This is a genomic window from Leptospira venezuelensis (assembly GCF_002150035.1).
Taxonomy (GTDB): domain Bacteria; phylum Spirochaetota; class Leptospiria; order Leptospirales; family Leptospiraceae; genus Leptospira_B; species Leptospira_B venezuelensis.
Genome location: NZ_NETS01000010.1, coordinates 1,750,419 through 1,773,451, shown reverse-complemented (window position 1 = coordinate 1,773,451; position 23,033 = coordinate 1,750,419). Strand labels below are relative to the sequence as shown.

The 23,033-nt window shown below is 37.8% G+C and carries 22 protein-coding genes; 8 read left to right on the top strand and 14 right to left on the bottom strand.

From position 1 onward, the window contains the following. Positions 1–99: 99 nt before the first annotated feature. Positions 100–2,187, top strand: coding sequence for a PP2C family protein-serine/threonine phosphatase (locus tag B1C82_RS15665; RefSeq protein WP_234008408.1), 2,088 nt, complete (start codon positions 100–102; stop codon positions 2,185–2,187). Here B1C82_RS15665 and B1C82_RS15660 read toward each other — a convergent pair. From B1C82_RS15660 to B1C82_RS15645, 4 genes are all read right to left on the bottom strand, one after another. Then, positions 2,184–3,425 (bottom strand): SMP-30/gluconolactonase/LRE family protein, encoded by a 1,242-nt coding sequence (locus B1C82_RS15660; protein ID WP_086448422.1) that lies wholly within the window; start codon positions 3,423–3,425, stop codon positions 2,184–2,186. The two genes, B1C82_RS15665 and B1C82_RS15660, sit on opposite strands and share 4 nt — an antisense overlap. Next, complete coding sequence (locus B1C82_RS15655) at positions 3,422–4,312, bottom strand: M24 family metallopeptidase (RefSeq protein WP_086448421.1); 891 nt, start codon at positions 4,310–4,312, stop codon at positions 3,422–3,424. Before B1C82_RS15655 ends, B1C82_RS15660 begins: the two co-directional genes overlap by 4 nt. Before the next feature lie 87 nt (positions 4,313–4,399). Continuing rightward, complete coding sequence (locus tag B1C82_RS15650) at positions 4,400–5,146, bottom strand: helix-turn-helix transcriptional regulator (RefSeq protein ID WP_086448635.1); 747 nt, start codon at positions 5,144–5,146, stop codon at positions 4,400–4,402. A 175-nt stretch (positions 5,147–5,321) separates the two neighbouring features. Continuing rightward, complete coding sequence (locus B1C82_RS15645; RefSeq protein WP_086448420.1) at positions 5,322–5,720, bottom strand: hypothetical protein; 399 nt, start codon at positions 5,718–5,720, stop codon at positions 5,322–5,324. 139 nt (positions 5,721–5,859) lie between these two features. Here B1C82_RS15645 and B1C82_RS15640 point away from each other — a divergent pair, with 139 nt between their 5' ends. The 6 genes from B1C82_RS15640 to B1C82_RS15615 all read left to right on the top strand — a co-directional run bounded on the left by B1C82_RS15640 (position 5,860) and on the right by B1C82_RS15615 (position 11,900). Next, the gene (locus B1C82_RS15640) at positions 5,860–6,951 is read left to right on the top strand and encodes a hypothetical protein (RefSeq protein ID WP_086448419.1); all 1,092 of its coding nucleotides are present in this window, start codon (positions 5,860–5,862) and stop codon (positions 6,949–6,951) included. A gap of 59 nt (positions 6,952–7,010) precedes the next feature. Then, positions 7,011–8,189: an NnrS family protein gene (locus B1C82_RS15635; protein WP_086448418.1), complete on the top strand. Its 1,179-nt coding sequence runs from the start codon at positions 7,011–7,013 to the stop codon at positions 8,187–8,189. A 75-nt stretch (positions 8,190–8,264) separates the two neighbouring features. Next, positions 8,265–9,263, top strand: a complete 999-nt coding sequence (locus tag B1C82_RS15630) for a sterol desaturase family protein (protein WP_086448417.1) — start codon at positions 8,265–8,267, stop codon at positions 9,261–9,263. 105 nt (positions 9,264–9,368) lie between these two features. Then, positions 9,369–9,821 (top strand): LIC_11090 family protein, encoded by a 453-nt coding sequence (locus B1C82_RS15625; RefSeq protein WP_086448416.1) that lies wholly within the window; start codon positions 9,369–9,371, stop codon positions 9,819–9,821. Positions 9,822–9,900: 79 nt separating this feature from the next. Next, complete coding sequence (locus B1C82_RS15620; protein WP_086448415.1) at positions 9,901–10,683, top strand: hypothetical protein; 783 nt, start codon at positions 9,901–9,903, stop codon at positions 10,681–10,683. A gap of 59 nt (positions 10,684–10,742) precedes the next feature. Continuing rightward, positions 10,743–11,900, top strand: coding sequence for a transporter (locus B1C82_RS15615; RefSeq protein ID WP_086448414.1), 1,158 nt, complete (start codon positions 10,743–10,745; stop codon positions 11,898–11,900). 51 nt (positions 11,901–11,951) lie between these two features. On the opposite strand, the gene B1C82_RS15610 is transcribed toward B1C82_RS15615, so the two are convergent. The 7 genes from B1C82_RS15610 to B1C82_RS15580 are packed head-to-tail and all read right to left on the bottom strand — an operon-like array spanning position 11,952 to position 18,143. Next, positions 11,952–12,737, bottom strand: a complete 786-nt coding sequence (locus B1C82_RS15610; RefSeq protein WP_086448413.1) for an ABC transporter permease — start codon at positions 12,735–12,737, stop codon at positions 11,952–11,954. After that, positions 12,734–13,441 carry an ABC transporter ATP-binding protein gene (locus tag B1C82_RS15605; protein ID WP_086448412.1) on the bottom strand — a complete coding sequence of 236 codons (708 nt, stop codon included), beginning with the start codon at positions 13,439–13,441 and terminating at the stop codon, positions 12,734–12,736. Before B1C82_RS15605 ends, B1C82_RS15610 begins: the two co-directional genes overlap by 4 nt. Further along, complete coding sequence (locus B1C82_RS15600; protein WP_086448411.1) at positions 13,438–14,730, bottom strand: nitrous oxide reductase family maturation protein NosD; 1,293 nt, start codon at positions 14,728–14,730, stop codon at positions 13,438–13,440. The genes B1C82_RS15605 and B1C82_RS15600 overlap by 4 nt, the downstream gene beginning before the upstream one ends. Beyond that, positions 14,714–15,154 carry a nitrous oxide reductase accessory protein NosL gene (locus B1C82_RS15595; protein WP_086448410.1) on the bottom strand — a complete coding sequence of 147 codons (441 nt, stop codon included), beginning with the start codon at positions 15,152–15,154 and terminating at the stop codon, positions 14,714–14,716. The genes B1C82_RS15600 and B1C82_RS15595 overlap by 17 nt, the downstream gene beginning before the upstream one ends. After that, positions 15,141–15,749 carry a hypothetical protein gene (locus B1C82_RS15590; RefSeq protein ID WP_086448409.1) on the bottom strand — a complete coding sequence of 203 codons (609 nt, stop codon included), beginning with the start codon at positions 15,747–15,749 and terminating at the stop codon, positions 15,141–15,143. The genes B1C82_RS15595 and B1C82_RS15590 overlap by 14 nt, the downstream gene beginning before the upstream one ends. 12 nt (positions 15,750–15,761) lie before the next feature. Beyond that, entirely contained in the window at positions 15,762–17,642 is a 1,881-nt protein-coding gene (nosZ, locus tag B1C82_RS15585) for a Sec-dependent nitrous-oxide reductase (protein WP_411550341.1), read from the bottom strand. Positions 17,643–17,696: 54 nt separating this feature from the next. Continuing rightward, positions 17,697–18,143, bottom strand: coding sequence for a c-type cytochrome (locus B1C82_RS15580; protein WP_086448407.1), 447 nt, complete (start codon positions 18,141–18,143; stop codon positions 17,697–17,699). 214 nt (positions 18,144–18,357) lie between these two features. Here B1C82_RS15580 and B1C82_RS15575 point away from each other — a divergent pair, with 214 nt between their 5' ends. Then, entirely contained in the window at positions 18,358–18,981 is a 624-nt protein-coding gene (locus tag B1C82_RS15575; protein WP_086448406.1) for a Crp/Fnr family transcriptional regulator, read from the top strand. A 23-nt stretch (positions 18,982–19,004) separates the two neighbouring features. On the opposite strand, the gene B1C82_RS15570 is transcribed toward B1C82_RS15575, so the two are convergent. From B1C82_RS15570 to B1C82_RS15560, 3 genes are read right to left on the bottom strand one after another with little or no spacing between them, the layout of a single operon-like run. Further along, positions 19,005–19,511 (bottom strand): copper resistance protein CopD, encoded by a 507-nt coding sequence (locus B1C82_RS15570; RefSeq protein WP_234008409.1) that lies wholly within the window; start codon positions 19,509–19,511, stop codon positions 19,005–19,007. After that, positions 19,508–21,241 carry a thiamine pyrophosphate-binding protein gene (locus B1C82_RS15565; protein ID WP_086448404.1) on the bottom strand — a complete coding sequence of 578 codons (1,734 nt, stop codon included), beginning with the start codon at positions 21,239–21,241 and terminating at the stop codon, positions 19,508–19,510. The genes B1C82_RS15570 and B1C82_RS15565 overlap by 4 nt, the downstream gene beginning before the upstream one ends. 15 nt (positions 21,242–21,256) lie before the next feature. Then, positions 21,257–22,885, bottom strand: a complete 1,629-nt coding sequence (locus tag B1C82_RS15560; protein ID WP_086448403.1) for an FAD-binding dehydrogenase — start codon at positions 22,883–22,885, stop codon at positions 21,257–21,259. Positions 22,886–23,033: the final 148 nt, after the last annotated feature.

Genomic DNA, 23,033 nt, shown 5'->3' with positions numbered 1-23,033 from the left:
CGACGAAAAAACGAGATGTTTAACCCGTCTTTCTCTCCCTAAAAAAAAACCGATCTAATTATTTTTAGCTATCAGAAATCTGCACGGAGCATAAGCCTATTGAAATTTCTTATCAGGAAGATCCGGATTTTGGGCAAGAATAGAATACCGCATTTGTTCTTAGGATCTATACTATTCTTCTTTCTTTTAGGCTGCCAACCAGGAAAGGAAAGCCCCAAAGTCAGTAAGGGTGTCCTGGACCTCAGGCAATGGAATTTCCAGACAGACGGCAATATTAGTCTAGACGGAGAATGGGAATTTTATTGGAATGAACTTCTTCCTAATCCCAAACCTAAAGAACAACCTTCCTCAGTTACTTATATAAAGGTCCCGGCAAAATGGGACAAAGGACGTAACGTCACTCAAAAATACCCAAGCCATGGCTTCGCAAGCTATAGGGCAAAAGTATTATTGCCTGAAGCAAATACACAACTCAGTCTCAAGATATCCTCTATCAGCTCTTCTTACACTTTATTCGTAAATGGAAAAGAAATCTCCAAAGGTGGAAATGTAGGGAAAGAAGAATCTGAATATTCTCCAGGGTATAAACCGGGGGTTTTTAGTTTTATCTCCGACAAACCTGAATTGGAAATTGTGATACATGTTTCGAATTTTAAATATTCGAATGGCTCAGGGATCTGGAATCCAATCCAACTAGGCAACACATCTGATATCCAACAGGTTTCTCTAAGAGCTACTATGTTAGATTCAATCACATTCGGGACCTTGTTTGTGATGTCGCTATACCATTTTACGTTTTATTTAATGAGAAGAAGGGATCCTTCTGCATTATTCTTTGCTCTGCTCTGTCTGTGTATTGCACTTAGAGTTTCTTTTTATGGAGAAAGGATCTTTTATAATGTATTCTCAATTTTCAAAAATTATGAATTTTCAGTAAGAGGAGAAATTCTATTCCTATTCCTACTTTTGCCAGGTACAATTCTATACGTACAATCTATCTTCAAGGAACAATTCAAAAAGGATAAATTATTCAATATTATATTTTATTTAAGTCTTCTTTTAGTATTTTCTGCCGCATTCCTTCCAACAAAATTATTCACCATGTCCTTCTTCATCAATTCTTTAGAAATCCTGATGTTGGGAGTTTTGACCTATTTATTTTTCAGATTAGCTTACATGTCCATAAAGAAGGTAGAAGGAGCCAGAATTTGCTTTTTCAGTCTGGTAGTAAATCTGATCACCGTTGCAAATGATGTTCTATATCTAAATAAGTTTATAGACTCTTTCTATATGGTTCCATACGGAGTTTTGGCACTAGTTCTTTCTCAATGTATATTACTTGCTTCACGATTCTCTAAAGGATTTGTGCTCGCAGAAGATTTAGGAGAAGAGCTTAAAAAACTGAATGTAAATCTGGAACAAATTGTAGTAGAAAGAACAGAAAATCTAAATGAGTCTTTGAAACTTTTAAAAGGAGATCTTTCTCTCGCTAAAAAATTACAGCAAAAGACTCTACCTACTCTTAACTTAAATGGTAAGAAAGTTTCCATTCATCCTTACTATCTCCCTATGTCAGAGATTGGCGGAGATTATTATGATATTTTCGAATTAGAACCTGGTTATTTCCGATTATTCTTAGTGGATGCTACCGGTCACGGAGTACAAGCAGCCCTTCTTACAATGACCATTAAGGCGGAATTTGAGAGTATTAAGTTTGTTAAAGACCAACCTTCTCGCATCTTAGAATTATTAAATGCGGCTTGTTGCCAAAAATATAGAAGTATCAATATTATATTCTCTGCTGTTCTTGCTGATATCGATCTGAATAATAATGTTCTGTATTATTCTTCAGCAGGACATCCTCCTCAAGTTTTAAAACAAAAACAAGAAGGCGCGGATTATCTGTATTCTAGAGGACCAATTATAGGTCTGAAAAAAGAAGCCACTTATAAAAATGTGACTGTGCCTCTTCTTCCTGGAAATCGGATCTTTTTCTTTTCAGATGGAATTTTCGAGGAATTCGATCAGGAGAAGAAAGAATTCGGCGAGAACCGGGTATTATCCATTTTAAGTAGAAATACAGGCATTCAGGAAGTGGCAGAAGATCTAATCTCGGAACTACAAATTTTTGTAGGCCCGAGAGGATTCCAAGACGACGTCACTTTACTCGCCGTAGAAGTTCATTAGAATTCCTTAATTTTCAAGGAAGATATAGGCAAAGAATACAATCCTCTCGAAGTTTTGTCGAAGGAAGGAAAATATACTCTGTCTTCAAAAGGAACCGAAACGGAAATATCATTAACCTTAGATCCATCATGCATAGAATAATAGAGAGGTTTTTTTCCACTCGGATCGATCACAAGTATCCCAGTATTATGAGATATAGGCAAAATCTTTTGGGGTAAGGATAGTATCAATTGTTTCAGCCAAGGGTTTTTATGAATAAAGTTAACAAGCCCTGATCTTTTTTTGATAATCCCAGCCCAAATCCTTCCTTCTGTATCTCTTTCTAAGCCATCAGCAAGGCCCGGCAGATTTTCGAATAATACTTCTGAGCTTCCTTGTTTTTTTCCGGAAAGAAAAGCTCTGATAATCCTAAACTTACTTGTTTCGGTAAATACCACGGACTCTTCTTTTCCTTTCTCAGAATTTTCAATCAAGATACCGTCCACAAAAGTAAATCCGGTTAAAACAAGTGAGATTGTATTTTTACTTCTGTCCAGCATCCAAAGTTTTCCGTGAGGATAAAGACCTATAGCTTCTGGAACGGCACCGCTTCCCATAGCGGCATCTGATCTTTCGAAGGGTTCTGTGATATAGATCCGATTTCCATCATCCGATACAGCCAAGTCATTGCATAAAGAAAATGACCTCGAATTAGAAAGATTCAAATTTTGAAGAGAAAAGGTAGGCATATCTGCATTAGAATACACTTTTTCGAATTCCTCTTTTTCTAATTTAGGAAGATCTAAAATGATCGGATCTATCTTTTTAGTCTCGATATCTATTTCGTAAAGACCTACCCTATTTTTTTCTTCGTAGGTTTCGCCTCCAAGTATAGATGCACATACTAAAATTTTAGACTTAGCTTTATCTGAATATTGCATGCCTGCTGGATTTACCGGGGGTTTTATCCATTGTTCTGCCTTATCAGTCTTTAGATCCAATCTCCAGACCCAACCGTCCATTCCTGATGCGTAGCCAAATCCTTTGGCACGATCGAAAAGCAAATCGTCATGACCAGGAAGGTCTTTCATTTCCACTTTGAGTCCACTTAAGAAAGGATCCTGTTTGTCCTGAACTTCTGAAATTGAAGAAGGGACTTCTCCTAATTTATATGGTTCTCCTATTTTAATCCCAGAAGGATTACAAGCTCCTGTTAATATAAGAATGATAAATATTATAATTATTTGATTTAATTTCATACTGCTTCCAATAATTTCCCATATTTTTTCATATGAGGGACTTCTTCATCCAACCAATATGCTTTGTCTTTTTCAACTACCAGGATCTCTTCAAATTTAAAACCTGTTTTACCTCTTCCCAAATGAGGTTCTATTGCCCAAAGACCTGTTTTTTCCCCTTCATGATCTGGAGTCAAAAGTTCAGGGAGCACCTTATGACTTAGAAACTCCAAAGATCCTTGTAAGCTGAACCAGCTTGCAAAACTAACTGGCAATAGGGGAAAGGAAATATTAGGTAAATGCACTTTATATACTCTATGCCCGAGCACCGCAAAAGGATACAAAGAGTGTACATTATCGAATCCATGTCTTTTGGAATCCTGATCTATCTTATGCCAGATCTCGGAAGAACTCATAGAAGAAGAAAATAGTTTTGGAAGTTCAGATCTAAGCTTTAATAGATATCTCATTCCGTTATCTAATTCAGAATTTCTAGTTAAAGAAGATGAATACCCGATGTCACCGATATATCCATCCACCACGGGAGAAACATCTAAGATAAAGGATTCGTTTGCTTGTAATCTTCTCTTTTTACTCGGATGGAATTGAGTGAATCTTTTATAACCGTCAAATCTCGCATGCTCTCCGAACCAAGCAAAAGGACGATGTAAAAATACTTTAACTCCATGATCTCTCAGGAATGTATTCATACGTTTTGCTGTTTGGAACTCTGTCCAACCTTCTTGCATTTCTTTTTCTATCTCTGTAACACATTGATATGCTAATCTTTGCGCTTTCAAAAACCCTGCCTTTTCCTCTTGATTAGGCGTATGTATCGATGTGGAATTGTATCTGGAAATTTTGGAGGAGAGTTTGGATAAAAATCCTCTCTGTCTTTCTATTGGCATATTGTTTCTCTAAACTCGGATAATAGAAGAGTAACAGAGAATAAGACATTCTGCTTGAATGATTCCGGTATTGGTAAATATTTTTGATTAGATCAGATCGCCTGATTCGCAGAACCGAACCTCAATCGATTTTAGATGCCCGAAAAATAAAGAAGGTACAAACCCAAAATTCTCCTTAAAGGTTCTAGTAAAATGGGCGGAATCTGAGAAACCTGCGGCATGCGCTGCTTCCGTTAAGCTTGTTCCTTCTTTCAAAAGTTTTGCAGTATTCATGATCCTGACCCATAAAAGGTACCTTCTAAGAGGAATGCCTAGATTCTCTTTAAACAAACGGATCAATCTATCTTCAGAGATCGAAAAATCCTTTCCGATCTCTTTCATTCGAATGCTGTCAGGTATTTCAGTTCTGATCTTACGCGCAATTTGAACGATTCGTTCATCTATATTCTTTCCGAGTTTTTTAAAAGGATACACACACTGTAGTAAGTCTAGATGCAGATCCCAAGCTTCCGAGTCCGTTAAATTTCCGTAATATAGATCCCATAATCTTCCCATTAAAGGAAGGAATGAAGAAATTTCCAGACGTTTGACTACACCAACTCCAGCGTATTCGGAAATAGCTCCGTATTCGTAGGTTTCCGGATCTATCAGTAAGGAAACCATTTTTACTCCAGGGGAGATGGTCCTGTGATAAGTATTTGGGGCGACTAGTGCTACACGATATTCTCCTTTTCCTGCTTCTGTCTCTATGCAGATATTTTCTTCGAGCGAGATCGCCAAAGTAGCAGCATAATGCTCGTGAAAATCAGTTTGCATAACACTAGTGGCAAAGATCACTCTACTATTCCATAAATAGAGTATCCCTTTATGAGGAGAGAGATTATTCGATTCCAATTCCACTCTAATCCGAGAAAATGATCTTGGAATAGGAAATGACTTTATCAACAAAAAAATACCGGAATCATTCAAGTCATCAGGTCAACGGCCTTCTTAAAAACAAAATTCATAGTTAAGATTCCTTAACCTGTTTAGAAGGGATAAAATAAGTAATTAAGGTAAGGGCAGAAGCCAGAAAATAGATCGTAGTCGGTCGATTGATTCCGAAGAATAATAGCATTAAGATTGCATAAGAGAAAAAGGAAATACCGAATCCGAGTGGAAATTTTACATTGAACGCGAGTAAAATTAATAAGATCAGCAAAAAGAATGTTTTTGCATAATATGCTTTTTTTCCTGCTTCGATCTCACTAACTTCATTCTCGTAATTTTGTTCCGTAACCTGGTTGTTCTCTATCTTATAATATTTCGCCCAGATATTTCTTCCTGCAAAGAAATCTATCTGCATAAAAACATTCACAAAAATATAGCCGCCTATCACTAAGCGAATTATCACTTTATTCAGATTCATAATAAAAAGTATTACAAATTATGCATTGGATCAAATCGTTTGTCTTGAATGATTCCGGTGTAAATGAATAATTTTGTTGTCCGAAAACCTATATGAAAATCTATATTCATAGATGGCAAAGATGTCGGAATTTCGGTTAATGTGTTTTAGGAGCAGATTTGTATTTTCTATCCCTTTTGTAATATTTACCTCCTGTTTCCAATCTTCTGGCAATCCTCAATTAGAACAACTTGCTACGATCGCAGGATTAACTAGCTTTTCTTCATCTGGACAAATCGAACTTCCAGAAGAAGCTCCTAAAATCCAAATTCTTTCCATAGAGCCTGAAAATTACAAACCAGGGGATTTGATTACAGTTAATTATAAGATCTCACAAGTAGGTACTGGAATTTGGTCAGGAGCCCTCACATCCTACCTCACAGATTCAGTAAATTGTATGGATTATTGCCAATCCATTAAAGATACGCTCAATACTCAATGGATAATACAAGATGTCGGAACTTTTACTAGCTACTTCAATTCCTCTTCTTGGCCATATGGAAAATATAATTTTTCTCTTTTGGTAAATAATCAAATTATGGCTAAGTCGAAGCCATTAGAAAGTGTAATCACCCATGCAACCGCTTCTACATTAACGATGAATGGCGCTGCACTTACTTCTACGATTACTTCTTCAACAGATGAAAAACTTTTCAAATTGAATGTAAGTCCTACGTATAAGGATTTTATAATAGGCATTAAACTTGTTAGCTCAGGGAATTCTCTTAATAAAGTTGCTCTTTATCCACCCGACACGAACGGATCAGACTTAATGGACATGACTTCGGTCACCTCAGGGAGTGATATTAGTTCCAAAGATTCTGTTAATAATCCGAAAACAATTGGAAATTACCAAATCCTAGTTTCGAATAATTCCTCGGTATCATTTTCTATCCAAGCGAAAAATACTCATGTTACTGGAGGAGGAAGCTGCAACTATATAGGCTCTTTCTTCGAAAGCGATGGCTGTTTCGATTATGACGCAGGCACAGCTATGAATACGACAGAATGCGCTACTTTTCAAGGAGTTTGGAGTGCGACCCAAACCTGTGCACAAAGAAATCCAGGACTGACCGTATTAAAAAAATGTACCAGATTTACGAATATCACTTTTTCTAACTATGAATTCGAGACTCAAATATTTTATCCGAGTACTTTTAACAATGGCTGCATTGACGGCATAACAAATTGATCTCTGCTCTTTGATTCAGATCAAAGACAAAATAAGGATTCTTTCTTATAATAGAAAGGATGAAATCATTTTTAGATTTTCGCTCTGCAATTTGGTCCGTTGCCTTTCGTCCATTTTTTTTATTTAGTTCATTTCATGCTATATTCGCAGTTCTTATCTGGATCTTAATCCTATTTTCAATCATTCCTTCTCCATTTCTAACGGGAGGAATTCAAATACATTCTTACGAGATGGTCTTCGGTTTTGGACGTGGAATAATTATTGGATTCCTTTTTACTGCGGGTCAGAATTGGACGAAAAAAGTTCTAGCAAAAGAAGGATATTTAGCACTTCTATTCGGACTTTGGTTATTAGGTAGATTCGGATTCTTATCAAATCCATATCTTTCCTATATTGCACTTACTGCGGATCTGTATTGTGATCTACTTGTTCTCTTCTACCTTGCACCTCCTTTATTTGCAAAAGGCCAGGAGCATAATCGAGTAGTTGTGGTAACTTATTTTCTTTTGTTTTTGCTGCATATACTCACTGCATTTTCATTTCTAAGTATTTTGCCGGAAGGATGGAGTCTACATTTAATACATCTTTCTCTTTTCATAATACTTCAATTTGTAATCTTGATCGGTGGAAGGATTATGCCTTTCTTCTCTTCAGCAGCTATTCCGGGTTCGAATCCAAAACGATTCCTTAAATTAGAAATTTTGATAAGATACGGTGGATTTCTTTTCTTGGCCATAGAAGCTTGCGCCTTCTGGTTTTCGCAAATCGTTCCATTTGCAGGATTATATTGCCTTGCTTTCGGAATGTTAAACTATTCACGCTGGCTTTTCTGGGAACCGTGGAAATCTAAAAAGGTAGCTATCCTTTGGATCTTACATTCAGGTTATTTCTGGTTATGTACTGGATTTTTAGCATATGGACTTTCTCATTTAGGATTTTTTCCCACTTCTTCCGCATTTCATATCTTTACCGTTGGAGGGATTGGAGTATTCATCTATGGCATGATTACAAGAGTCTCTCTAGGGCATACAGGTAGACCCATTAAAGCCTCTAAATCGATTATCTTCGCATATATTTTGATAAACTTAGCGGTTATCGCCAGGGTATTTCTTCCCTTATTAAATAAATACAGGGAAGCTTACTTATTTTCCGCAATATTCTGGATAATCTCGTTTTTGATTTTTGCAGTTAAATATTCGAAAATTTTAATAAGTCCGAGAGCGTTCACCAGTTCCTGAGATTTCTCAGCTTTTCGTTCGAAAATTTAGATTTGACCCGCTCTTTTCCGATACGGAGAATTCAAATTTAGTTTTATGCAGGCTTACTTTACGGAAATTTTTCGTTCTCTTCTTAGTCCAATAAGGATTATATTCCTACCTTCTGTAAAGATATATTGGTTTTATATTCTAAGTTCGATTTTGATTACAATTTTACTGATTGTATGGAGAGGATGGAAGGAAAAAGGATTTAGTTCTCGGGAATACCTGCGAGAAAATTTATCCAAGAAGATCTGGCTACATGAATCTGCTCTATTAGATTATAAGTATTACGCAATAAACACATTCTTATTCGCTCTATTCTTTGGTTACTTCGTTATATCAGGTGCCAGTGTATCCGCTTTTATTAACGGATCTCTGCTCAAAATATTCGGAGAGGCAAATTTTTCCTTCTCTTCACAAACCTCCTTCATTTTCATCTATTCGATCTTATTTTGGCTGGCTAACGATTTCGGTAGATTTTTCGCTCACTGGCTTCTTCATAAAACATTTCTTTGGGAGTTTCATAAGTTACATCATTCTGCGAAAGTATTGAACCCTCTCACGGTGTATAGAGTACATCCAGTAGAAGCAATCTTGGTGAATTCATTAGGGGCTTTTTGTTCAGGGATCGTAACAGGGATTGCTGTTTTTTTATTTCCGAATGGCATCAATATGTTGTCTTTCTTAGGTGTAAATGCCGGAATTTTCGTATTCAATCTATATGCAAATTTAAGACATTCTCATATAGGCCTTAGATTTCCGAGATGGTTGAGCAGGATACTACTAAGCCCTGCTCAACACCAAATCCATCACAGTGTGGATATTAATCTTCAAAACAAGAACATTGGAGTTTCTTTTGCTTTTTGGGATATTCTTTTCGGAAGTCTTTATATTCCGAAAAAAGGAGAAGCAGAAAATATAGTCTTCGGTTTAGAGGAAGAAGAAGATTCCGACTTCCGTAATATATTAAAGATCTACTTTTTGCCGTTCAGAAAAACCCTGAGTCAACTTAAGAATATGATTCGTACACTAAAACAAGAATCCAAATCTTGAGATAAATCAAAAATATATCTTGGTGTTTCAATCTCCCGGATTGATCGTCATCAATGCATTTTATGTTCATAAGGAGTTAAACTTAATTCGTTAGAGTCTTTCGAGATGAAAACGATTACAGCTTGGCTTTTAACTCTGATCTTTTTTCCCCGCTTGCTTGTTCCTGCGGAAGGAATCGTATTCGAAAAATTGTTTTTAGGAAATTCTATCTGCCACTGCAATCATAATTCAAATCGAGAAACTCACCCAAGTAGGGAAGATGATTTTTTCAGCGCGAAAACGGAACTGGCTAAATCTAGTAACTCCCAAAAACAAGACCGTCCGAACTGCCATTCTAAGTCAGAAATAACCACACACGAATGCGGATGCAAAAAGGAGAGTTCAGATCGAATCTTTTCTCAAATCAGAATCTTCTCCTATTATATAATTACCGCTCATATAAATATTGTTCCTGCTCTCCAATCTACTTTTAAAGTAAAGGAAGTATATTCAGGAGCATTATCAAAAGATCATACCCGAAAATTAAAACGTCCTCCCAAAAATCTTTCCTTAGCCTAATCACCCCATCTTCCAAGATTGCCAAGTTCATTTTTGGAAGAATCGTATATGTCTATTCATAATATAAAGGAAAGTAAATATGCTATCTCGCTATATTTCAACAACCGCGATCATTCTCGCATTCTTTCATTTCGACTGTTCCCAGTTGGGTTCTCTCTCAAAGGGTACTTCTTCCGAACAACAACTTATGCAAACCCTCGTTCTCGGAGTCTCTGCTAAGGAAGGATGTTCCATTCAAAATATAACTCCTATTTCGAATTCTCTCTCTTATGTGCATCCAAAGCGTACAAGATACGATATCCAAAATTGTTCTCCAAATGATTTGGAATCTTTAGGATTTACTGGGAATAGCTCTCAACTCGAAAAAGGGCTAAGTGGCAATTCCTCCGACTCAGTATTTTACAGTTTGGGGAATGCTGTTCTTCCTAGTTCAAGCGGAGGAACAAATTTAGAAGTATCCTTCTCTTTAAAATCTGGTGGAAGCATAACTGCTTATGTTTACGGATCAGGAACTCCGATCTCTGGTCCTGCATTTCGTCTAACAAATTCTAGTAAAGAGCAATTCTATTCAGACATGTCCGGCAACTTTGAACTTGTAAGTAAAGGAACAGCTGCCTTATCTCCCGACACAAATTATACGTATTGCATCGATTTCCAATATGCGAGCTCGGAGCAATGGATCAACGCTTGGCCTAAAGCCTGCTCTGAAGTATCTCAATCCGAACGAAATTCAATGATGATGTTTCCTGTCATGCAGATGATGAGCGTGCCTGTGTATTCCGGAAACAGGATAGGTTTCATCTTGAATGGGGCAAAACTAACGTCTTTTACGATTGGATCGATTTTGTCCCAAGTCGATTGATCATTCCACTGGGGCCGCTAAGCGGCCCTCTTTTTTTATAAGGATACTTGGAGGTAATCATGAAGTATCGTATTTTAATTTACTCTTTTTTAATTATATTTTCTTTTAATAATATTCTTTCTAATGAGGTTGATATTCCTAAGCCTGCAGAAGAACCAGATCCGCATGCACTTCATCGAAAAGAGTCTAACGACCAAGCCCATCAACATGAACTAAGAGCAGATCAGATTGCTCCAGCAGGTATAATGTTCCCTCATGTGCACAAAAAAGGGTCTTGGGTTTTAGATTTTCGTTATATGGGAATGCAAATGTCAGGACTTCTAAACGGAAATAAATCCCTAGGCACCTACGAAGCTCTCTGGTTTCCTCAATTCGACCCAAGTGTTTCTATGCCCACCGGAAGTTTGCTAACAGGAGGACCAAATATTCCTCAAACTTCCGTCAACGGATATCGTTATATGTCAGTTCCAAAGACCATGTTAATGGAATCATATATGACAAGCGCGATGTATGGAATTTCTGACGACACTATGATTATGTTCATGGTCCCCGTCGTAAAGAACCAAATGATGATGGAGACTAGCAATTTCGACTCCTCTGCGATGAAGTCTGGAGGTGTAGGAGATATTTCTTTCTCTGCTGCCCATCGTATTCTAAAAAGGAATGATCATGAATTCTTTTTGAATTTTGGGATCTCTCTTCCCACTGGCTCCATAGACGAAAGAGATTGGATGCCAATGATGGGTAATCAAAAAGTCCCGTATAATATGCAACCTGGAACAGGGACGATCAATTATTTACCCGGAGTCGCATACTCAGGAAAATCAAATCGATTTTCTTGGGGATTCGGAGCCAATGCCAATCTGCGCAGCTCCAAAAATCAAAACCAATATCGTTTCGGAAATATTTATGAACTAAGTTCTTGGATCGCTTATTCTTTATCTTCCTGGGTAAGCGTTTCTATTCGAGTGCAATCCGTTAATTGGGATAATATAAAAGGACAGGACGGTTCATTAGACCCTAAAATGGATCCTCAGAATGATCCGAATCGACAAGGTGGACACCGAACAGATGCGTTAGTCGGCATGAATTTCCTTTTGGAAGAAAAAATTCGATTCGGTTTTGAGGCGGGAAAACCTTTCCACCAACATCTGAACGGTCCTCAACTCGCAATGCAGACAATGGTTAATGTATTCGTTCGTTATGATCTGAATTAATAAAAAATGCAGAAGGCCCCAATCAGTTTATACTATAGGCCTTCTTCTCATTTAGAAATTTCGAACTAAAAACCTTTTGTAAGAAATACTCAAAGGCATTGTAATCCAAAATATTAGGAATAAAATAGACAGTAGGACAACAAAAGATATGCCTAAACTTCTGATTAAAAATGCTCCTGAGAATCCAAGCAGTACAGATGCTTTCGTTTGTAGAATGATCAAAATCCGAACTAGATCGACTGGATTAAATAGAATTACAAGTAATGCAGGGATTTCTACCGGATAATCGCCTAAATATATACTCAACATAAAAACAAACGAATCGAATAGTAAAAAGAAATATAACCAAATAAGTAAGGCTCCTGAAACGATCAGCTCTCCCTTTTTAAAAAAAGAAGCTAATAAAAATCCCAGAGAAACAAATACTAAAATTAATACAGTTCCGAAAAGGAGTAACTCAACAAATAAGATCGTAAGCTTAGGTTCAGTGAAAAGAAATGGTAGCCCCGGAATCGCAAGCCCAACTAGAAAACTTAAAAATAAAGATAAACTGACCCCGAAATATTTCCCAAAAAAATATTGGGTTCTAGTCAATGATTTAGAAAGAAGTACTTCCGCAAAAGGAAGTGAATCGTTGAATGTTAGTCCAGCAAACGTAATGGAGAATAAAGGGACTACAAATAAGACCAGATTCATCTGGCTTACAACTAATCTTCCACCGTTCTCGTCCCCGAAATAGTTGAGTGCTCCCGCAGAAATTGCAAGAAAGCCAGCAAACACAAACATCCATTTGCTTCTAATATTTTCTTTTAGTTCAAATAAGATTAATTCGTTCATCTTTTTTCCGAATACTTAGTATTCCAAAATTCCATTAAAGTGTTCTGAAGATTACCTTTATCTTTTATCTTTACAAAATTTACAGGTGAATCATCGATCAATAAAGAACCTTCTGACATTAGTAAAAAACGATCTGCAACCTCTTCCACCTCGCTTAAGATATGTGTTGAAAAAATAATCAAAGCTCCTTCTCTCTTTTTTCTAAGCAAAATTTCTTTTAGAAGATTCGAAATATAAGGATCTAAGCTTGCAGTCGGTTCATCCACTATATAAATAGGCTTTCGACTTGAAAAACATTGCAGTATATTTACTTTTTGTTTTGTTCCTCCAGATAAAGACCCAAACTTTATATTTTCATAATCCTTTAAACCAAGTAGATCAAATAATTCCTGAAACTCTTTCGAATCGGAAGATTCTAGTTTTTTCAAAAAATCTACAAGCTCGGACACCTTTACATTCTTAGGAAATAAAGGAGCCTGGGGCATATATCCGATTCTATAGTTAGCATTCCCTTCTTCTTTCTTAAATTCTATATGTCCATGGACTGGATTTACTAAACCTACGATACTTTTGAGAACCGAACTTTTACCAGAGCCATTTGGGCCAATCAAAGATAGAATATTACCTGCTTCTGCTTCGAAAGAAATTCCTCTAACGGCGATTGATTTTCCATATTGAACGGTTAAATTTTTTACCTGTATCATACATGGCTCCTCATCTTTGGTTTTGGGTCCTCCAAATCTATTGGAGTAACAATTGGAAATGCCTTTTCGATTGCTTGCAAAAAGTTAACAACAGGGGAATTGTAAAGAACCATTAGAAAAGGATAAACCACTACCCAATATCCGAAAAAATGAACAGGCTTATGAGGAATATCACCGAATGTATCCAGATCTAAATCATAACCATCATAATTATCCCAAAAATTTTCTTTGAACGAATTCGTACTATGTTTTGTATTCGTACTAATATCGAATACATTATCCTTGAATTCGTTCTGCACAAATTGATTAGATTCGCTGTTTCCTAATATTCTAACACCCCATCCATTATCTTTCAGCCTATTATGAGTAAAATAATTGCGATTACATCCATCTGCAAAGATCGCAACGGTATTGTGAATGAATGAGTTTTTCGTAAGAATACTCTCTGAGATTTCTTTTAATAAAAGTCCGTATGAACTATCCCCCCAGTTATTCTCGAAGCGATTGTTTTCAATGAGTATATTCTTACTATACATCACCGCAACACCGGCAGAATTGTTTTCAAAACTGTTTCCTCTAAAATCATTATCTGATGAAAACATAAAGTGCATTCCGTAGCGAATATTATCGTGCGAAATATTCTCCTCTATCTTAAGATTACTTGAAAATTCCAGATAGATCCCATCTCTATGCTTTCTTAATTCATTCCTTTCTATCCTGATCCCTTTGGAAGACCAGAGATGGATCCCGTTCCCTCCGGAAACTTCATTTATTGCATTTCCAGAAGAGGTATTTCCTCGGACAGTACAATCTTCTACTTCTGCCAGATAGATTGCGTACGCATTGTCCTCAAATTCATTATTTTCAATTAAACAGGACTTTACTTTTTCTGCATGTATTCCTGCATATTCTGACGTATCAGAGACTCCACCACCTCTGATACTAAGTCCACGAATTATAACATTATTAGATCGGATATCCAATACATGTTTTTCCTTTTTGCCATCTAAGATGGCACTATTGGAGCCTTCCAGAATCAAAGGTTTCGAAATTGATATCATACCTTCTTGGTAGATCCCTTTTTTAATCCGGATAGTATCTCCAGAATTTGAGAAATCAATTGCTGTTTGAACGGAAGAAAATTTACAATTTTCCTTACATACTTCTAGTTCTTTGGAAAAAATATCAAAAGGACTTAGACAAAAGAAGAAGTATAACATCGCAATAAATCGCGAATATTTAAAGCTGATCAGATAATTTTTGAGGTCCAAATCAATGATCTTTTTCATTGTTTCGAGTCCAGATAGAGCCTTTATGCGTATTCAAAAAATCTTTTGCTCGATCCATAGAGGAGAATGCAGCGAGTCCTTCTCCCATAGGCGAACGCAACTCTGATGAAATGACTAATACTGCTGTTTCTTCCGGAAGCATTTTGTCCGGATTTTCAAAATCTGCATACCATACAGATCCGGAAGAATATCTCGCGGACTCTTTAAAAGAATGAGAACATTCAATAGAATCGAAATAATATCTTCTCCCCTTTTCCGTTAACAACTGTGCATGAAAACGTTTGTCAACGATTGCCATGGAACAGTGTGCGCAAAGTTCTCTCCCGAATTCGGGAAGTATCGGTTCTCGTTTGGAACAGAAAACCGATACCGATACTAATAAGGACAAGATGATCACTGACAAACTTGTCCTAGTTCGAAACATCTGCCCTCCTTCTCTCATTCCATATCACATAGATAAGAAGTCCAAGAGACAGAAACAGAATAATCCCTCCCCAAGAAGGAAAACTGCAAGCAGTGATATTCAACATTTCCTTACATCCCAAAAGTGGAGGCTGGTATGCCATACCCGGAACCACAATCGGAGCTTCCGGATTAAGGTTATGACCGTAATTATATTCCCATCTCCAGAAATCATACATTCCTAGGATTCCTAATATTATTATATTTAGAATTCCTAAAATAACCATATATCCTTTTGGATTTAGAAATGTTACGAACGCGCCGAAGATCAGAAATCCCAAAACATAGGGCATAAACAAAAGTTCGGGAACGGATTCCGAAACAATCTCATGCATTCCTATATAATGATTTAGCAAATTAATATTCTGAAGATCATAAGTAGAAGAGCCTGTGATCTTATCGATCCAAATCTTCATTCCCAAACCTTCCGGATACTGAGGAGCGGCTAACGATATATGCCAGATAGGCAAAAAATAAACAGATACAAACAAAAGACCGACTCCTAAAATTAGGAGCCGGTTCATTTTGGAGATCTTCTTTAAGAGAAGTTCCTGCATAAGATCCCTCGTTTAAGGAAGCACCCTTATATATTGCTGCATTTCTTGGTGAAGAGCCGAACAGAAATCAGTGCAATAGAAAGGATATATTCCAGGCTTAGGCGCTTTCCATTTGAAAGTCCTGGTCTGTCCCGGCATGATCAGAAGGTTAGGCATCTCCGGCGCCCCACTCACTGCAAAACCATGTGGAATATCAAAGTCTTGTTCCAAGTTAGTCACATGAAAGAAGACAGTATCCCCACTTCTTACTTCGATAGTATCCGGTTTGAAGTGAGAACGTATCTGTGTCATATAAACACGGACAGTATTACCTTCCCGAACAACTCTCGCGTCCTTCTCATTCTTGATCGCATAAGGATGTTTATTTTCTTCTAATGGATAAATTTTTGCAGCCTTATCCATTAGAAGTTTTGCAGGGATCATTTGAGAATAGTGAGGTTCTCCTACAGTAGGGAAGTCAGAAAGAAGTTCTGCTTTTCCACCGGAAATATCATAGAGCTGAGCACTCTGAGGTAATTCCATACCGACAGGAAGATATCTATCTTTAGTGATCTTATTCAATGCGATTAGATATTTTCCATAAGGTTCTTTCGAACTACCACCTACGATTGAAAGGTGACCAACACTATAGTAAGCTGGAAGATGTTGCTCCACTTCCCAAGTTCCCAATTCCCATTTTACAACTTCTGAACTTACGAAACAAGAAGTGTAAGCATACCCCTTTCCATCAAACTCTGTATGTAAAGGACCTAAACAAGGTTTTTTAACTTCTCCAGCTAGAGTGGATTCGTATTTTAAGATTGGAATATCCATGATCATTCCAGATCTATGTTCAGGTTTATCCTTCACTTCCATAAGTTTAGAGAATGAGTGAACCGGAATAACCGTTGCGAGTTTTCCTCCTCCCACTATATATTCTCCGGTAGGATCTACGTCTGTTCCGTGTGGACTCTTAGGAGTTGGCATATAATACATTACTCCAGGGCAGTCCTTAGGTTGAAGCATTTTTACTCCGCTTAACTTTTCAGAAACAGCAGGTTGGTTCTCCGGCAAATAATTTCTATAATATTCTCCGCCAAAGTTAGACGCCTTTCCTTGGTCTAAACATTGTTTAGCACGAACCCAGTTGAATGCTAAGATATAATCCTTATCATTCTTAGAGGCCCCTACTTCTATCATCTTATATGCTTGTTCAGAGTTATAAGATGTAAAGAAGCACCAGTCATGGGACTTTCCTTTTCCGCAGTGTGATAGATCGTAATCAAAACCAGGAACCATTATTTGTAGTTCCAAAGAAAGTCTTCCTGATTTAGGATCTACCTTCACCATGGTAACCGTTCCTTTAAAATCTCCTTTGGAAAAATTTTCTATAGGAACACTTGCCTGAGGAATTGGAACAGAGAACCTAGTCGCTGCCATTAAATACTCAGTGTTTTCAGTAGCGAATGGAGATGCGTGGTTACCTGCGCTGTTCGGGATCTCAATGATCTCTTTTGTTTCAAAAGCTTTTAAATCGATCCGAGCAAGTCTAGGAGTGTTGTTTGCATTTAAGAACAACCAACGACCATCTTGTTTTCCATCAGTCATGGAAGCTTCTATATGGTGACTATCATCCCAAGGAACATATCCATGAGTAGTTCTAAGCATATTCTTAGTTTCTTCGTCATATCCATAACCATTCTCAGGAAAAACTGAGAAGACCGGAATGATCTTGAATAAACGAGTAGAAGGAATTCCGTAGACCGACATTTGACCGCTGAATCCCCCAGAGAGGAAGGCATAGACTTCATCCTTCTCTCCCGGCGCTACATATACACGCTTCGCCGCATCGGAAGCTAGGGCAGCAGTTGCGGCCCCACCCTTACATCCGTACCCAAGACCGATGAAGATCATCAGTCCAATAGGTACAAGATTTCTGAATTTGTATTTTATCATTTTCTTCCTCCCTTATTTCTTATCCATTTTTCTGAGATATTCTAGGATCTCTCTGGCCTCAGATTCTTGTACATTTTGGAAAGTCATCTGGGTCAAATGTTCTGCGAGAAGTTCTTGAGCGATTGGATCTTTTTGAGTCATCTCTATAGGATTCAAGATCATATTCATGATCCACTCAGGAGCTCTTCTCTCGGTTACTCCCTTTAAAGCAGGTCCTACAACCTTCTCTTCGAATTTATGACAGGCGCTACATTTGGCCTCGAAGTTCTGTTTCCCTTTTTGAGCCATTCCGTCATCAATAGAGCCTAACGTAACAGAACTGACCGGCCCAATCCCTTTACTTCCGACAGAACTCTCTGCTTCTGCCGGTTTTTCTTTCCCACAATAGGAGAAAGCGATTAAACCTAACAGTACCGGAGTGATCTTACCGAATTTTATGATATTCTTAATTATCTTCATAAACACCCGAGAGTCCGGAACTTTAGTTTTCTGCGATCAGATCCATTGACCGGACTTCAACTCATCTAACTACTTTCGGAGAAGAAGCACCTTGACCAGGATCAATCCAATACAAAACCCACGTATGATAATTGTCATACGGTCTGCAGATGGACTGAATCGTTTTCAGATCGTCAAAACCTATAGAAATGAATCGAATGATAATGAGTAAGATATGGGATTAATGATCTTCGATGAAATATCTAAAGAAGAGATGTTATCTATCTTTTCAGGTGGAAGAAAACGTGTCCTTAAAAAAGACGAATTCTTATTTCATCAAGGCGATGAGACTGATTGTTTACATCTTCTCACAGAAGGTAGACTGCAGATATTCAAATACGACTCGAGTTCTAACGAGATCACTCTGAATTTTTTTAATCCAGTTTCCATGATAGCCGAACTTGCACTTATTAACGGGATCCCATTTCCTGCTTCAGGTAGATTCGTAACAGATGGGGCAGTTCTTTCTCTTCCTTTTAAAGAATTGCGCGAAAGAATAAAAACAGACATCCCTTTAAATCATCTTTTAATCCAATCTTTGTTTAGTAAAATCCAAGCTTTAAATCTTTCCATTAATCGCGGAATGACCATGGATTCTCTCCAAAGAGTCGCTCATTTCCTGTATTATCTCCCTGAAAACCAAGCAACACTTGCTCATTCTCAGATCGCATCCATGCTTGCATTGAGGCCAGAAACTTTTTCCAGAGCCCTAAAACAACTCAAAGACCAAGGTATTATAAACCCGGAAAGAGGCTTAATAGAAGTTTTAAAGAGAGAAGAATTAAAAAACTTTTTCTAATACCAATAAGTATAGAAGGTCCGCTAAAAGGTAAACCCTCTAGAATACGCGAGCCCAAGAACTGCAATCAACAAAGAGACCAGAAGATTGATCCTTCCAAAAATAGATGCATATTTCCTACTCCTACTATCTGATCTAACCCCTTGCTCCATATCCTTAAATGCAGTTGGACCAATCAAAAAATCATGAAGGATTGAACTTAAAAGTAGGAGGATGAACAAGATCATTTTCGCAAGAAAGATACTTCCATGAGCTGATACCCAGTAAGAAAACTGAGAATATACCTCAAAATATCCCTTCAGATACGCAATACTAAGTCCTGAACAGATTAATATTATAAATACATAATAAGAAAGTTTTCTAAATTGTAACGCTATCTTAAGTAGTAGCAGAGTTTTCACATCCGAAAGTTCTTTATCTTTATACACAGGGCGAAAAATAAGCACAAAGAAAAGCATTCCACCCACCCAAAAGGCGGCGGCGAAAAAGTGAAATAACAGAGCTACAAAATACATGAAAAGAAAGCTCAACCAGTCAACTTTCTCCAAAGAGCACGACCGATAAATCTGAATTTTTCACCCAAAGGAAATCTGCCTAAATTTGCTTGGACCACTCCTTTGGTAAATCGAGTGGCCTTAGAATAATCTATCTTTATATCCACTATAACAGGTCTACCTTCGTTTGCGACACGAAATGCCTGTTTTAATACAGACTCTATGTCCTCATTCTTCGCAAGTGAAAGATAAGCTGCACCCGTCGCGTTTGCTATACCTTCTAATCTTAATTCTCCAAGAATGGTGCAAGTTTTGCGAGAATATGGTATCTGCTGGCCTTGAGAGATTTGGCTTAGCTCTCCATCATAAAACACACAGATCACTACCCCAATAGAATTTGTACTTGCAGTAAGTAATTCTAACCCAGTCATCAGAAATGCACCGTCACCAACAATACCAACTACATTTCGATCCGAATTTGCAATCTTAGCTCCTATTGCAGCAGGCACACAATATCCCATGGAATTAAAATCGCTAGGAGAGATAAAAGTTTTAGAGCGAATAGCTGGAAATAGTTCAGCAGCCAAGAAAGTATGATTCCCATCGTCCACAACCAGGATATCTTCTTCTTTCATTTGTTTACGCAGCTCACGAAAGAAAAGAGAAGGATTCACCTTATCCGGAACGGAATGTTTTTCCCATTCAACTTCGTATTCTTTTTTCTTTTTTTGAATTAGAGATTTCATTTTTTCGGATCCTTTTTCCTGAAATCCGTCCTTATGAAACTTTTCTAATATTGCACCCAATATATGTTTCGCATCTCCTTCTAATTCATATTTAGCCGGATAGTTCTTAGAAAATACATCCGGATTCACATCTATATGAATCAAATTTTCAGGCACTTTCATGCTGAAACTTCCGGTAGGAATCTCAGAGAATCTTGTTCCGATTGCCAATAAACAATTACAATTTTCGAAAGCGGCTTCTCCCGCTGGAACAGAATAAGCACCAAACCCCATTCCAGTGTGAAGAGGGTGATTCCCTGGAAACACACTTAATCCTTGCAAGGTGGTTGCAACAGGTGCACCGATCAGTTCTGCAAGCTCGATTAATTCCTTAGTTGCTTCTCTCGCTCCCCATCCGACAAAAATTCCCGGATGCGAGGAATTTTTTAAAAGTTCATAAGATTTTTCTAATGCTGCCTCATCAATTTTCCATACATTTCGTTCAGGAGTGAACTTTGGAATATAGGATACATTTCCTGAAAATAATTGTATGTTTACTGGAATTTCAATAAAAACCGGTCCGGCTTCATCCTCTGTTGCCACCTCGTAGGCTTCGAATATGATCGGGATAATTTCTTCATGAGTTTCAACTCGGAAAAATTTTTTAGTGATCCCTTTTAGAAAGCCAGACTGATCAATTTGATGTAATTGGAATTTTCTTCCAGTATCCGTTCTTACTCCACCTGAAATGATCAACATTGGAATCCCATCCAAGTAAGCTTCTCCTATGCCACTTAAGGCGTGAGTCGCTCCTGCTGCAGGAACAATCACCAGAGTTCCAATAGAAGTAGAAGTTCTACTAATTGCGTCAGCCATAAACGCAGCTCCACATTCATGGGTGACTAGATAGGGAGTGATGTCCTTCGAACTATTTAATTCATCGTACAATTCGGTATTATGAACCCCAGGTATTCCAAAAGTAAATTTTACTCCGATCTGCTCCAAGGCATATACAATCAATTCTGCTCCGGTCTTTTTCATAATGATTCCTGTTATTTAAGGTTTTATAATAGAACGAGCGGCAATTCTGGAAGTAAGTATACAACTTCCTAAGAAGGTTCCTTCAAGAGCGCCTTTTCCGTGGATTCCTCCACCACCGAAGCCAGCGGCTTCTCCGACCGCATACAGGCCCTCAATAGGAGATCCTTTCGAATCCAAAACTCTCGATCTTAGATCCGTTTGGATCCCTCCCATTGACTTTCTGGTAAGTATAAATTCACGTATTGCAATGAGAGGCATTGCTTTGCGATCTAAGATTTTTTGGAATTTACAGGTACGAGCACGATCTCCACGATAATTTCTAAGTTGTGTGATCCTTCTGAGTTGATCATCGTTATGGAATGCTTCCCCTCTTTCAATCATCTCATCATATTCCATGATTGTTCTTTCCAATCGATCTGCATTGATGGAGTGATCTTCATTCAGCTGGTTCATCCCCTCTACCAGTTCCGCAACTGAATCAGCCACTACAAAATCGGGACATTCGGAGCTGATCTTTTTTATAAAAGATTCATTCCCCAAAAAGACAGTTTTCAAAAATCCTAAGAAGTCTTTATTGCGGATCGAGTCGTTAAATTCTGAACCTGAAACAGCAAGTTCTTTAACTGCAATTTTCCAATTCATGATCTGCCAAGAAAACTTCTCTTCTTGAGCACAGATCCTTTCCACAAGATACCTAGTATCAAACCCAGTGACCAAAGGGATTGGCCCGATCCTTTCTCCCTTTGAATTCAACCAAAGAGCAGACTTAGGAGGAACCAAGCTGAGTCCTTCTCCTTCCCATTTTGGATCTGGATGGTGAACTCCTGCAGCATAATTCCACATTTTATCCAAATGAGTTACATTCGCTCCTACCTTGGCGGAAGCAGTATGAAGATCTCCAATTGCAAATTTGTGGGAACCGTTCAATATGATCTCAGGTGGTTTTCCAAGAGACTTTGGCCAATGTTTTCTGATCTTCTTCATGTCTCCTGCAATTCCGCCGCTAGCGAGCACGGTATGTTCTGCGAAGATCTCGTATCTTCTTCCGTCTGTTTCAGATTCTGCGATACAGCCTTGTATCCTTTTTCCAGAGCGGATCAGTTCCTTGGCACGAGTTCCAAATAAAAAACGAAGTCGATTCAGATTTTTATGTGAGTATAAATTTCTCTTTAATGCGGAGATCAGGCCGTCTCCTGTTCCCCAAACCATATGGAATCTAGGAACACTATTTCCTGGTTTGAACATTCCTCTTTCCACCCAATGTACAACTGGAAAGAAGCCAACGGATTTTCCCTTAAGATAATAGAATATATCTTCCAAAGATCGGTTAACGTATTCCTGGGCCCAAAGTTTCGGGAACCTATCTTCTTTTGAAAATTCAGCAGTGGAATTCCAATCTGAAAGAGCTAAAGAAACACTATCTTTTATCCCATTCCATCTTTGGATCGGAGTATCAACCATAAAGATCCCACCAAAAGAAAGTCGGGCAAGCCCTCCTAATTGGTCTTCAGAATCGCGATCTACCAAGATCACTCTCTTTCCAGCATCTAATAGATCCAAAGTGAGAACGATACCGGCAAGGCCGGCTCCAATCACCAAGACTTCCGTAGATAATGATGTTTTTTCCTTCTGCTTATCTTCCATTTACAGAATAAATTTTAACTGAAAATCTTCCAGAAGCAATTGATCGATATCAATGTGCGTATTAACATTTATCATGTTTAATAAGTTGTAATGAATTTCTTAATCTCGAAGTCATCTTGAATTTGCAACATTTTCAGAAGAGATGATC

Coding starts and splice junctions, on each gene's coding strand:
- B1C82_RS15660 (WP_086448422.1), bottom strand. CDS start 3,425: ATGAAATTAAATCAAATAATTATAATATTTATCATTCTTATATTAACA.
- B1C82_RS15655 (WP_086448421.1), bottom strand. CDS start 4,312: ATGCCAATAGAAAGACAGAGAGGATTTTTATCCAAACTCTCCTCCAAA.
- B1C82_RS15645 (WP_086448420.1), bottom strand. CDS start 5,720: ATGAATCTGAATAAAGTGATAATTCGCTTAGTGATAGGCGGCTATATT.
- B1C82_RS15640 (WP_086448419.1), top strand. CDS start 5,860: ATGTGTTTTAGGAGCAGATTTGTATTTTCTATCCCTTTTGTAATATTT.
- B1C82_RS15635 (WP_086448418.1), top strand. CDS start 7,011: ATGAAATCATTTTTAGATTTTCGCTCTGCAATTTGGTCCGTTGCCTTT.
- B1C82_RS15630 (WP_086448417.1), top strand. CDS start 8,265: ATGCAGGCTTACTTTACGGAAATTTTTCGTTCTCTTCTTAGTCCAATA.
- B1C82_RS15625 (WP_086448416.1), top strand. CDS start 9,369: ATGAAAACGATTACAGCTTGGCTTTTAACTCTGATCTTTTTTCCCCGC.
- B1C82_RS15620 (WP_086448415.1), top strand. CDS start 9,901: ATGCTATCTCGCTATATTTCAACAACCGCGATCATTCTCGCATTCTTT.
- B1C82_RS15615 (WP_086448414.1), top strand. CDS start 10,743: ATGAAGTATCGTATTTTAATTTACTCTTTTTTAATTATATTTTCTTTT.
- B1C82_RS15610 (WP_086448413.1), bottom strand. CDS start 12,737: ATGAACGAATTAATCTTATTTGAACTAAAAGAAAATATTAGAAGCAAA.
- B1C82_RS15605 (WP_086448412.1), bottom strand. CDS start 13,441: ATGATACAGGTAAAAAATTTAACCGTTCAATATGGAAAATCAATCGCC.
- B1C82_RS15600 (WP_086448411.1), bottom strand. CDS start 14,730: ATGAAAAAGATCATTGATTTGGACCTCAAAAATTATCTGATCAGCTTT.
- B1C82_RS15595 (WP_086448410.1), bottom strand. CDS start 15,154: ATGTTTCGAACTAGGACAAGTTTGTCAGTGATCATCTTGTCCTTATTA.
- B1C82_RS15590 (WP_086448409.1), bottom strand. CDS start 15,749: ATGCAGGAACTTCTCTTAAAGAAGATCTCCAAAATGAACCGGCTCCTA.
- nosZ (WP_411550341.1), bottom strand. CDS start 17,642: ATGATCTTCATCGGTCTTGGGTACGGATGTAAGGGTGGGGCCGCAACT.
- B1C82_RS15580 (WP_086448407.1), bottom strand. CDS start 18,143: ATGAAGATAATTAAGAATATCATAAAATTCGGTAAGATCACTCCGGTA.
- B1C82_RS15575 (WP_086448406.1), top strand. CDS start 18,358: ATGGGATTAATGATCTTCGATGAAATATCTAAAGAAGAGATGTTATCT.
- B1C82_RS15565 (WP_086448404.1), bottom strand. CDS start 21,241: ATGAAAAAGACCGGAGCAGAATTGATTGTATATGCCTTGGAGCAGATC.
- B1C82_RS15560 (WP_086448403.1), bottom strand. CDS start 22,885: ATGGAAGATAAGCAGAAGGAAAAAACATCATTATCTACGGAAGTCTTG.